Raw genomic sequence first — 12,482 nt, 5'->3', positions numbered from 1 at the left:
CAGTTTTTGTTGACCACTATACCTCTCGCTTTGATTTACCTCGTATAGTGTATCTCCACTACACCGGGTGGCATCAGCCCCATTACCCCGATGCAGTCCATTTTCTTCTGCCTTTTCTGGGTGTCTTGTATGTATTTTAGCCAAGAATGTGATCCTCACCCGGTATAGTGGATCACGTTATTGCCACCATACCTGATAGCGTGGCGGCACGGTTAGGAAACTTTACCTGGTACAGTGTATCGTGAATGATGATCGGCTCTGATAACGTGATGATACTGAAGTGAAAGCTGTACCCTGTGTAGTGGATCCAGTGAAAGTGCGCACCCGGTATAGTGTGCTTCATGGCTGAATCGGAGTTTACCGCAGGTAGCCCTGCATCCATCATCATAACAGACACTGTCCGCAGGACTCGCGAGCCGTATGTGGGGTCGGTTTGGGAAATGGAAAATTTTGTACGTTAAGCGCATTATTTAACCACTCCTGATTTGTAAGGGCCTGATTTAAAGTCAGTGGTCATCGCATTTAGGTTATCCGATTGAGTCAAGACCCCCTAAGAAATGCCGTATAGTTTTTTTTCACCGGAAACCTGGATTTTTCCGCGCCCAGTAACCACGGGCGCGGTTTCGTAAACGACCGGTTGAGAAACAACGATTTTGATGCTGAAACCTGCCACATAACCCGTAACTTATTCAACGTCATACAAATCAGATAGTTTTTAAAACGAAATACCCTCCATTACTTACAATGTTTTTCCTATAAGTCCGCTTTCGGATTTTTATCACAACAGCATGTAACAAAAAATGTAACTGTTACAGTGAGTTATCAGTGCAAAGGTACACATCCGCACTAGGCAATCATCCCACTCATTGCATTGATCTTAACCAATAAAAGATCACATATGAAACATTCAACCGCCAGGGCACCTATTTATAGTTAATCCCCCTGTAAATGACGACATAAGCAGTGAACAAAAAAACCTTTACCCCAATACTTAGAGATGCGCCCTGTTACATGGTAGATGAAAATTCTTAATAGAATTACAATGACAGATTTTTGATCTGCAAAGTTGATATTTTTTAGCAAAACGCTCTATCATCGCTTTGTAAAGATACCTCGTGGTAACTATCACCACTGCCCAACAAAGGGAATGATATGGCAGATTCCAGCTTCCAGAATGAAGTGCCAAAAGCACGCGTCAACATCCAGCCTGACCTGCACACGGGTTCTGCCCAAAAGAAAGTAGAGTTGCCCTTAAAACTTCTCGCGGTGGGAAATTTCAGCAACGGCAAAGAAACTCTCCCGTTTTCTGAACGCAGCAAGTTAACTATTTCAAAACACAACTTTAATAGCGTTCTATCCGAGCTTAACCCAGAGTTCAGTATTGATGTTGCCAACACCCTGAGAGGGTATGGACGTCAATCTGTCGCTGGTATCTCAGATGCCGAAAGCAAAAGCATAAGGCGGGCGCAGAGATGAAAATTTATCGTCCATTGTGGAACGAGGGGGCTTTACTGTCCCCTCAGCAGTTCCAGCAACAGGCAGAATGGGAGTCTTTTCGCAGCGCCGGTGCAACCGCACTGGCATCTGCATTCCCCTGGGGTGTGGAAAAGATTGAGTTTAACGACAGTCTTCTTTCATCGGGTCTGATCCAGATTACGCAGTTACGTCTCTGGCTGGAAGATGGAACGCTGATTGATGCGCAAAGAAGCGATCTGCCTCCGGCGCCACGTGAGTTAGATGCCAGTCAGCTGGCAGGTCTTGATGCAGTAACTGTCGTTATCGCACTGCCTCATATGCAGCCGGGTGTTGCCAACGTTGAGCAGGAAGGCATCTTCCCGGACCGACCGCTTCGCTATCGCGAAGAATGGGTGACGTTGCCGGATGCATTTGGGCCTGAAGAAGAATCAATGGCAGTTGCCCGGTTCAATTTCTCCATCCGGTTTGCCCATGAAAGTAATGATTCCTGGAAAGTCTGCCCTGTAGCAAGGCTAATCCGGGACGGACATAATGCGTGGCTACTGGACCCGTCTTTCATTCCTCCCGTTGCGTCATTTTCGGCAAGCCCGGTTCTTCGCGAACGTCTGGTGCTGTTAAATCGCCAGTTACGTTCCCGACGCCAACGTTTGATGACAATGCGTCGTGAGAGCAACGAGAGACTTGCCGATTTTGCCGTCGCCGATGTTTCCCTTTTCTGGTTGCTGAATGCGCTAAATTCCCACGCTGGGGTGCTGACGGAATACGAACGTTTTCCTTCCCGTCCGCCTGAACAGGTGTGGGCTGAGCTTGCACGCCTGGCAGGAAGCATGCTGACCTTTTCCCTGGACCATGATCTCGACGCCATACCGGGGTATGACCACGAGGATCCCGCCAATACGTTTCCTCCGCTGTTTGACCTGATCTCGGGGTTACTTGAGGCAAGTCTGCCATCCCGGGTCATTGCTCTGGAAATGTCCCGTCCGGACGGCCAAACCTGGAAAGCAAACCTTCACGATATTCGTCTGCGCGAAGAGGCGGACCTCTACCTCTCTGTTCGCTCAGACATACCGGCCTGGCAGGTTGCCGATAAATTCCCGGCACTTTGTCAGGCGGGTTCACCTGATGACGTCAATGAGATCTATGGTGTTGCACTCAAGGGGATCCCTCTGATCCCTGTCAGCAGGGTCCCGGCGGCTTTGCCTGTACGCATGGAAAACCAGTACTTCGCGCTTGATATGGAAAGCCCCGCTGCGCATGAAATGCAGGAGCAGGGCGTGTGTATGTTCTACGTGCCTGAAATGCTTGGCGCACTGGAACTTGAACTGTTTGCGGTATTGCGCTCATGAAACAGGATATCGATATCGACCAGCTGATGACAGAGACCTGGCTCACCGTCACCATGCTGAAGAAAGGCGCCGTCACGCTCAATGGTAGTGCGCTTTACGACAAGTGCGTTAAACAGGTTGAAAGTGTGCGGGAAGCGCTGGAGCGTGCCGGTTATGACGAGGACAGTGTCGGGCATATTTCCTACGCACAATGTGCCTTGCTGGACGAGGCGGTGATGAGCCGTAAGCCTGAAAAGTGCGAGGAAGGAGAAGAGCCGAAAATTGATGAGGGCCAGGTGGCATGGCGTAAAGTCCCGCTTCAGGCACGATTTTTCGGATCACTTCGAGCAGGTGAGGCGCTGTGGGATAGCATTGCAGAGGTCCTGCGTCAGCCTTCACCGAACCCGGCCGTTTTGACGTGTTATCACCGGGTAATTGCCCTGGGTTTTCAGGGTGTGTACGGATTGAAGGCGGTCAGTCAGTCGCAGCGGGATGAAGTCGTCAAAGCCCTGTCTGAGCGATGCTCTCCGCCTGATGCAGGCCTGTCACTGATTGTTCACCGGATGGGGAAACATCGCTGGAGTCTGATGCGTTCAGTCTGGTTCTGGATAGCGCTTGCCATCATCCTTACCGGTGTTATCTGGTGGGGCGGTCATCTGTGGCTCCAGGCACTCTTGTCAGCACAAATACCGGAGCTACGTAACTAATGCGTAGATCAGTCATTATTCCGGTTGCCCTGCACACCTTTGCAGCTGTTGGCACATTGCTGTGGTTGCTCTGGTATTTCATCCCAACAGGGAACGTGTTTAAAGGTCTGACCACGGTGCTGATCCTCCTGCTGGCAGACTGGACTGTTTTTAATAACTGCAGCCGGGAGCAGCCGGTATCCGACACCTCCGTTTCAGCTGCTGACCTGCCACTACTCGACACCCAGGGCCCCGTTGTACTGGTATGCGGTGACGGGCTGGGTGCGCTGTTTCAGGGGAGTCCTCTGCGTAAAACAGCTCAGGGTTGGTGGCTCCGGGCCGATGACGTCAGCCGGTTAACGGATGTTGTCCGCAGCATACAGGCGCAGTTCCCACGCCAGGTCGGTCAGCTTTCGGTTATGTACCGTTGCCTGCCAGACCATCATCAGGATGAAGCGGTTCTGCGCTCCACATTAAAGACGCTCCGCCAGCAGAGTAAACAAATCAAAACTCTGACGGGTTTCACACTACCGGTTGTGGTGAGTGCCGAATTCTCCGGACCTGAGACTCCGTGGATAATCGTTCGTGGTGACAAGCCGATTGTATGTCCGGTAAATGATTCGCCGCAGGCTTTCATCGACTGGTTGCAGGCTAATGACAATATTACGGCACTACCCGTGATCAGTCAGGCATTTTCATTTATCCGTAAAACCCTGACTGATGAGCTTGAGAAACCTGATCGGTTAACCCCGCCTGAACGAGCGTTTTCCGTGGCACTGCGCCTCGGTACCGTCCTTCTCGAAACCCAGTCAGTCTGGACCGACTGGCTATATTCCCGCACCTGTTTGCAGTTTTCCCGAAAGCCTGGGCAGATAGATCCGGAAAGTTTATTTCCGGATGCGGTTCTGCCGCTGCTGGCACCTTTTGCATCAACGGTGCAGGGGGGGCAACGTACCCGTCGCCTGGTCCTGCTGATGTGGGTGTGTGCTCTGACCGCATTGGGTATTTCTGCGCTCAATAACCGTGACCTGATCTGTCAGGTGAGCACCGATTTGCAGCGCTGGAATGCAATCCCGATGAACCACTATCGCCCTAAGGCAGAATCACTGGTTGCCCTGAAGCAGGATGCGCTCCTGCTTGAACGCTGGCAGCGTCAGGGAGAGCCTTTCCGTTACAGCCTGGGCTATTACCCGGGGCTACGCCTGTGGCTGGCCGTGCAACAGGCTATCGATACCTGGACTCCACCACCAACACCTAAACCAAAACCAGCATCTAAACAAAAACCAGTACCGAAAATTGTTCGTCTCGACGGCATGTCGCTGTTTGATTCCGGCAAATCGGCACTCAAAGACGGCTCTGCCAAAATACTCGTCAATGCACTGGCAGGGGTCAAAGCCAGACCAGGCTGGCTCATCGTGGTCAGTGGCCACACAGACAATACCGGCAGCGTTCAGCTTAACCAGACCCTGTCTTTACAACGAGCGGAGGCCGTTCGTAACTGGATGCGTGATACCTGGGACGTCCCGGAAAGTTGCATTGACGTGCAGGGTTACGGTGACAGCCGACCGGTTGCATCAAACGACACGCCTGATGGCCGTGCGCATAACCGCCGTGTCGAGATCAGTCTGGTACCCCAGGCTGACGCCTGTCGTCTGCCAGGCGCGTAACACACGTCACAGGATGTACGTGACGTTTCAACTAAAGAAATGGAGAAGTAAACATGGCAATCCCAGTTTATCTGTGGCTGAAAGACGATGGCGGCGCTGACATCAAGGATGCCTCCTTCGAGAAGCATAACCACCTTGAGCAGATCGAGCTGCACTACGAAAAAATCACCTGGACCTACAAAGACGGCAACATCATTCATTCCAATTCCTGGAACGAACGCACCACAGCATAAGACTCTGGCGGGCAGATCCTTTCTGCCCGCCTTTTTTTTACTCCGCACAGCGCCTGTCAGACGGACGCTTTGCAGAGCAGTCTCACAATTTATCGGCATGAACCTTATGGGCATCGGTTGACGGCCAGGGGCGGTAGCGTGCCTGAACAAGAGGGAACGAAATGGAACATCATTCAGCAGTCCTGCTACGACGACTTACCCCTTATTGCGCCAGAGCACTGGAGGGGGCGGCTTTTTTATGTCAGACCCGTGCGCATGCGGAAATCACGCCTGAGCACTGGCTGTTGAAACTGCTGGAGCAGGCAGAAGGAGAGCCGTCATGAGCAGTTCCCTCTCCAACAAGGCTACCAGCCTGGTACATCAGCTTTTAGGGCAATCACGGTACCGGGTTGAAGTGCATGAATGCGACCATTTCCTGGATGTGTTACGTTACAACGCCGTTGAATCACTCAGCCAGCCCTGGCGCTATAACGTGGCGGTCACCAGCTCTTCTGCGGATATTGCTTGTGACTCGTTACTGCTGAAGCCCGCTTCATTCACTTTCCAGACACCCGTGTTTGACGGAACTCCGGCCCAGCCGGTCAGGACGGTATTTGGCGTGGTTGAGTCGTTTCGCCGCGTGTCTACCTCGAACGATGAAACCTATTACGCGCTGACGATCGTTCCCCGTATTGCCCTTCTGGGCTATACGAAAGGGAGCGAGATCTACCTCAATCAGTCAGTCACTGAAGTGGTTGAACAGGTACTGCGTAAACACTGTCTGGAAGGGCCTGATTTCGAGTTCCGCCTCTCCCGCGAATACCCCTCCCGGGAGCTCATCACCCAGTGGCGGGAAACCGACCTTGAATTTATCCAGCGTCTGCTGGCAGAAGTGGGCATTTACTGGCGCTATGAAATGGACAGCCGTCTTGAACAGGACGTGGTGATTTTCCAGGACAGCCAGCAGCAGTATGAATTTGGTGTCACGCTACCGTTACGCAACCAGGCCGGGATGAGTGACAACGGGCAGGAGAGCATCTGGGATATTCAGACCGCATATAACGTGGTGAGCGGAGGTGTGGCCACCCGGGACTACAACTACCGTGAAGCGCTACAACCTCAGGACAGTATCGAGAGCATTTTCAGCAAAGAAGGGATCACCACCGGAGAAACATACCATTATGCTGAACCTTTCCTGACAGCAGGTGACGCTGAAAGCCCGGAGACCGGGGCATACTTTGCCCGTCTGCGTCACGAACGTATTCTGAATGCGCAATATCACGTCAGCGGGCATTCCTCCAGCCCTCATCTGGCTCCGGGTCAGGTACTGGAAACTGACGGAACGCTTCCCGATACCGTGAAAGAAGGCATTGTCATCACCACGGTGCGCACCAGTGGCTCACGAAAAAGTAGCTTTACCCTGACCTTTGAAGGCATCCCGTATAGCGAAACCGTCTGTTATCGTCCGGCGCTGCTCAGTCGCCCGGTGATATCCGGCTCGCTTCCGGCCCGGGTGGAAAGCACACAGAAAGGTGACACCTGTTCCTGGCTCGATCCGGACGGGCGCTACCGGGTAAAACTGGACTTTGACCGCAACAGTACTGAACAGGGTTATGCCTGTTTGTGGCTGCGGCTGGCCAGGCCCTATGCCGGTGATACGTACGGCTTCCACTCACCGCTTATCGACGGAACGGAAGTGGCCGTCGTATTTGACAGCGGAGACCCGGATCGTCCCTACATCGCCTATGCCCTGCACGACTCAGAACATCCGGACCCTGTCACCAGTGACAACCATACGCGAAACGTGTGGCGCACTCCTGCGAACAATAAGTTGCGGATGGAGGATAAGCGCCAGGAAGAGCATATCAAGCTCGCGACGGAATATGGCAAAACGCAACTGAACATGGGACACCTGGTCAATGGCCAGCGTGAAAAGCGCGGAGCCGGTTTCGAACTGCGAACGGATGAACATGGTGCTGTACGTGCGGCAAAAGGGCTGTTCCTGACGGCTGATGCCCAGGCCAAAGCCCAGGGACCGGTACTGGAAATGGCCCCTGCGATAAGTCAGATTAATCAGGCCAACAGCCAGATGCAGGCGCTGAACAGCGCCGCTGAAGCCGCCGGAGCCCTGATCTCTGATATCAATACTCAGATTAGTCTTGTGACTGACAAAATCAGGGACCTCCAGTCTGCGGTCCTACTGGGTAGCGCTCCGCAGGGGGTGGCGTTTACCTCAGGTGAACATCTTCAGCTCAGCAGTACCCGCAATACCATGATCAATGCCGGTCAACATCTTGATATCGGTGCGATGAAAAATCTGTCGGTAACGGTGGAAAAAGCCCTTGGTCTGTTTGTCCATAAAGACGGGGCGAAGCTGGTTGCCAACCAGGGAGACATCGAGATTCAGGCTCAGCACAACACGATGGCCCTGTTTTCTGAAAAACAGCTGACGGTGACCTGTAGTAAAGACGAAATTATTATCAGCACCCCGGAAACGCTGACGCTGAACGGTGGCGGCTCTTACCTGAGACTGAGTAAGAACGGGATTGAGCATGGCTCCAAAGGGAATATGGTGATGAAGGTAGCGAGCTATCTGGTGCCCGGAAATGGCAGCAGCCTGCCACTGGAAACACCGGACTTTAAAATGACAGACGTTACGGTCACGGCTAAAAATTCCTCCAAATGGAGCAGTGAATAGCATGGAAGGGGATTTATGACAGCAAAGTTACCCAAAATCAGTTACCCCGTACCGTCAAACAAAAATGGCCATGCCTTTTCCTCTGTGGAAGCGTTGTTATCGATGATCGGAGGGGAAAGCTCAGGACTGTATCTGGTGGGAAGTCAGGGAATGTGGCATGGCGGTATTCATATTACTGATGCCACCATTCCCTGGTGCGCCCTGAGTACTGACAGTGAAGCTGAGAATGAATATTGTCGTGAGCTTTATAAAGGGGAGCAATTTATTCGTTGTATGGCCGATGGTGAAATAGTTGCCTGGCGGGTATGCAAGGATTACGAGAGTGCCGCGATTGAATGGCGAGGTGAAAAGTTGTTCATTTCGACCTCTTTTGTGCTGGTGAAACATTATATCCAGCCGGCTGATAACGCAGAAAGTGGACTGACGTTTTTTACGCTGTACATGAATCTGGCGCCCTATGCTGCTTATGAACAACAGGGTAGCCAGGCGGACAGAAAAGTGGCAGGCGTCCAGCGCTATTACACCAGTGCGGAAGATGTGCAGACATGCCGCGCAGCCGGAAAACTGAATAAAGACACGGTAGTCACGTTGAGTGACGCTATTGTGACCCGCACCAGCGACCTGCGTCAGTTTACCGAAGTGACCATTATCAGAGAGACGAAAAATGTAGCGGGAGACACGCTTGCAGCGAGAACAAAAGTCTGGACGGTATCAGACAGGGGGGCTCTGAAGGCTGTTAAATCAGCACTCGTTCCGTCCTGGTGGGCAAAATGTACTCCGGCTTACACTAATGAGTCAGAAGGCGTGGTGAACTGCACTTCGCGTACAGACTGGGCGTACTATCTGAGCAGTGACGATGTGCTGCAAGATAAAAATGCAGGCAGACTGACAGCCGATTTCCCGCTTTCATACGAGCCCGGTAATACCGCACAGCAGATCATCCGTCCAGGTAAGAATCCAGGCGATGCAGCAAGAACATTCAGTCTGGTCACTCTGGGCCGGGATAAGGATAAGTTGAAAAAGGGCGACCGGGTATGGGTAGTATCAGACGGCGACAGTCTGACGCCGGTTGCACCAGCAGCATCCGGTAGTGGATCCGTTTTTAATGATGTGTATGTCCCGCCAGTCCCTGTGACTGTCAGTGCAGGGGCTAATCTCGGCCATATGGGTTTTTATCAGCTACCTGAGGAAAACGGTAAACGCTCGCGCTACCAGGTACATATAGAGTGCCTGAGCATGGATGATATAGAAAAGTTCATCACCAACCCCGGAAGAGCAGGAGAGGATGCGCCAGTGTATCTGACCTGGCAAACCAACGCTCCATTATTTGAAAAGGGTGAGCGGGGAATGGTTGCGGGCAGTCGAAAAACAAAAGCCTCAGGAATTCTGACGCTGGCCAAAGTCCCTGGCGTTGATGCCGGGGGGAATACACTGACCAGTAACCAGGATGCTGCGTATTATCAGATACGCCCGGAAGGTGGCTGGTTACCTGCTGCCAGTGTAAAAAAGGTATCGCAGTACGCGTTAGGCGAGCTGGGGTTTGTGACGCTGAATAAAGCACCAACGAGCTTTGACCTGATTGATGGGATAAAACAACCGTATAACGTGGTTAAGGGTATTCTGGAGCAGTTGTATAAAGCAGCACAGGATGAAACGCGTACCACTCATGCCCTGAACAAATATAACTACCAGCAACTGCTGGAGATGATAGACAATAACCAGGACGGGTATTACTCGGAGCAGGAGTATCTTCAGGCGATCCATAATATCTCTTACCGCGATCGCTTATACCGTGTAATTGCGAAACACGCCAGTGAATGGTACTACGGTAAAGATGACCCGTTGTGGAAAAACTATCTGGATACATTAACCGGAGATGCACCGTTATGGAAAACGTATTTGGAAGCATTTCTGGATAAGATGACGTGGATGAAGGCAGTGTCTGAGAAGGGCGTGGCGCTGGGACCGGAGCCGTGGCATATGCATCCGGTGGTGTTTTTGGAGGCTATAGGAGATAAACGTATTGTTCATATAACAGTGGATATGCTTTATAAAGTATTCAATGGATTAAGATCACCAGCGAAATTTTCATTTCTTCAGGATATTGCCGATGAAATTAATAATCATGCGATTGAATACAAACTAGACAATGTATTGAGAGTCAATCATTTTTTTGCTCAAATAAGAGAAGAGATGGGAGGGATGGCTAGCCCTGTTGAAGCCCTTAATTATAGCGAAGAGGGTTTGAAGGCAAACTTTAGTTATTTTAGAAGACACCCTGTAGAAGCAAATGAATATTCATATACGAAACTTAATGGAAGAATTACGAAGCATGCAAATGAGATTGCTATTGCTGATAGAGTTTATGCTAATAGATTAGGAAATGGAAATATTTCGTCAGGTGATGGTAGTGCATATAGAGGTAGAGGAGGTATTCATCTTACAGGAAAAATAAATTACCAAGGATTTTCTGATTACTATAAAAAGAATTGGGTGGATGATATTGATTTTATAAAGAATCCATCATTGCTTGAGGAAGGAATTTACTGTATGCGATCAGCTATTTATTTTTGGCTTCGCGAAAAACTTTATGACATTGCTGATCAAGGGGATACAGGTTCAATAGTGGATAAAATAACAGCAAAAGTGAATTTAAATACAACTAGCTATGCAAAACGTCGGGAACATTTTGAAAGAATCAAATCAACTAACGTCTTTACTGATGCATTTTAATTAACTGAAAATCAAGGTTAGACGATGGTTAAAATTAAAGCTTTTTTAGGCTGTTTCGTGCTGTCGCTAAGTGCTTCAATTCAGGCAGCATACGTTCCATACGTAGTAAATAATTATGAAGGTTATATAGGGAAATATCCTGTGCATTTATCCCTCCAGTATTATGACTTTGGGAAAAATGTGAACGTAGAGGGAAATTATTATTACGATAATCATAGAACCTCCATTCCACTATATGGTGTGAATGAATCAAATTTGATTGTGTTATGTGAGGCCGTTAGTAATGAGAGTTTCGATAAATATATTATTCAAGGTGAGAAGTTTGAAATTGCAAAATGTCCTTTCAAGTTAACACGAAACTCTGTTGGTTTTTCAGGTGAATGGAGCAATGCTCGCTCCACTTTAAAAGTGGACTTAAGGGAGACATCCAGACTTAGTGATGGTGTTTTGAAAGGGGAGGCTAAAGAACTGGATATTCCATTTTGGGGGCAAACTAAACAGCATGCTTTCATTGGGATATATATAGAGGGGGAGGAAGGTATTGTTATCAATAAAGTAAATGTAATTGATAAAGTAAGTGGTAAATTAATACAAGTCATTAACCCACAATTGAATGGCTGTGAATTTGGTTCATATATGACGTCTATTTTTCAAAACTTAGAAAACGATGGAGCTCAGATTCACCTGAATTGTTACAGTATTGGGCCGGATATTAGTGTTAATTACATATTTAATAAGCAAACACAGAAATATGACATGATTACAGAGTAAAGCAATATTATTTTGGACTTTTATACTGACTTAGGCGTTTAGAGGATATCTAAAAAATCAGCAGAACTGATTTTAAAAGCTAAAGGATATCAGAAGAATTCTTATGTATCTAAAGTCAGTAATGCAAATAGTGTTACAGTTGAATATGGTTGTGATCTGGTAATCACACCAGTAAATGGTACTATATCAAGGATATCCTGCTGTTTAAATGCAGCGGTGTGTTACAGATTACTGGTCGTGATAATTACACCAAATGAATACGAAAAATGCTTCATGATGAATACAATAATCGCCTGATAGTAAATTACATAATGGATGATGACATGACTCATTGTATAAATGCAGTTGAAGATCAAGAGCAGTTGTTATCACGTATTGCAGAAATCAGAAAGGATTATTACCGTTCTTTAACTATAACCAACGGTGAACCTAATGCACAGATTAAATTCCTCAATGGCTGGATAAATAGAGTTAATGATTGTTTGAGGGTTGATATATGAAAAGAATATTATTGCTTTTAATTTTTATTTCATTTCACTCAATAGCTAATTTTTCTGGTCATTGGGTAAAGGAGAATGACTCACAATCGCTAACATTGGATTTAGACGAAGATGGTGCTCATCTTGTTGGTAAATATTGCTTTATAACTAATGACGGAAATAGAATTGACTGTTCTGAAGGCAATGATAGAAACATTAACGGTATAATCAAAGATAATGTTGGAATTGTGGACTTTGAAAGTACATTTGGGGGTATTGGTCAGGCAACTATATCAATTAAAAAGAATGTCCTTAAATATACCATCACTAATCCTACTCCATTTGTGAATGCTAATATGTCTGTGCCCAATGTGATATTTTAAAAAAAAATAGTGCAAGTCTCAGGCAAAGATGTAAGTATCCCGCATAATCGTG

General features: G+C 48.6%; 9 protein-coding genes and 2 pseudogenes. All 11 read left to right on the top strand.

The window, feature by feature from the left end; all coding sequences use genetic code 11:
• Window positions 1–1,152: 1,152 nt before the first annotated feature.
• Window positions 1,153–1,419, top strand: a pseudogene (locus D9734_RS22625) (type VI secretion system contractile sheath small subunit); the annotation flags it as partial.
• Between the two features lie 53 nt (window positions 1,420–1,472).
• Window positions 1,473–2,822: a type VI secretion system baseplate subunit TssK gene (gene tssK / locus D9734_RS22620; protein WP_130210742.1), complete on the top strand. Its 1,350-nt coding sequence runs from the start codon at window positions 1,473–1,475 to the stop codon at window positions 2,820–2,822.
• The gene (gene tssL, locus D9734_RS22615) at window positions 2,819–3,508 is read left to right on the top strand and encodes a type VI secretion system protein TssL, short form (protein ID WP_130210740.1); all 690 of its coding nucleotides are present in this window, start codon (window positions 2,819–2,821) and stop codon (window positions 3,506–3,508) included. The genes tssK and tssL overlap by 4 nt, the downstream gene beginning before the upstream one ends.
• Entirely contained in the window at window positions 3,508–5,154 is a 1,647-nt protein-coding gene (locus D9734_RS22610; protein WP_130210738.1) for an OmpA family protein, read from the top strand. The genes tssL and D9734_RS22610 overlap by 1 nt, the downstream gene beginning before the upstream one ends.
• Before the next feature lie 98 nt (window positions 5,155–5,252).
• Window positions 5,253–5,387, top strand: a pseudogene (locus D9734_RS22605) (type VI secretion system tube protein Hcp); the annotation flags it as partial.
• A gap of 161 nt (window positions 5,388–5,548) precedes the next feature.
• Window positions 5,549–5,710: a hypothetical protein gene (locus D9734_RS23315; RefSeq protein ID WP_165382800.1), complete on the top strand. Its 162-nt coding sequence runs from the start codon at window positions 5,549–5,551 to the stop codon at window positions 5,708–5,710.
• Window positions 5,707–8,064, top strand: coding sequence for a type VI secretion system Vgr family protein (gene vgrG / locus D9734_RS22600; RefSeq protein ID WP_130210734.1), 2,358 nt, complete (start codon window positions 5,707–5,709; stop codon window positions 8,062–8,064). Before D9734_RS23315 ends, vgrG begins: the two co-directional genes overlap by 4 nt.
• Window positions 8,065–8,079: 15 nt before the next feature.
• Window positions 8,080–10,797 (top strand): hypothetical protein, encoded by a 2,718-nt coding sequence (locus D9734_RS22595; RefSeq protein ID WP_130210732.1) that lies wholly within the window; start codon window positions 8,080–8,082, stop codon window positions 10,795–10,797.
• A 24-nt stretch (window positions 10,798–10,821) separates the two neighbouring features.
• Complete coding sequence (locus D9734_RS22590; protein WP_130210730.1) at window positions 10,822–11,568, top strand: hypothetical protein; 747 nt, start codon at window positions 10,822–10,824, stop codon at window positions 11,566–11,568.
• A gap of 266 nt (window positions 11,569–11,834) precedes the next feature.
• Window positions 11,835–12,068 carry a hypothetical protein gene (locus D9734_RS22585; protein WP_240780278.1) on the top strand — a complete coding sequence of 78 codons (234 nt, stop codon included), beginning with the start codon at window positions 11,835–11,837 and terminating at the stop codon, window positions 12,066–12,068.
• Window positions 12,065–12,430, top strand: a complete 366-nt coding sequence (locus D9734_RS22580; protein WP_130210728.1) for a hypothetical protein — start codon at window positions 12,065–12,067, stop codon at window positions 12,428–12,430. The genes D9734_RS22585 and D9734_RS22580 overlap by 4 nt, the downstream gene beginning before the upstream one ends.
• Window positions 12,431–12,482: the final 52 nt, after the last annotated feature.

It is taken from the genome of Escherichia sp. E14S1 (genome assembly GCF_004211995.1).
Lineage (GTDB): Bacteria > Pseudomonadota > Gammaproteobacteria > Enterobacterales > Enterobacteriaceae > Escherichia.
The sequence above is the reverse complement of the archived record's forward strand: the minus strand, read 5'-3'. Positions and strand labels throughout refer to the sequence as shown.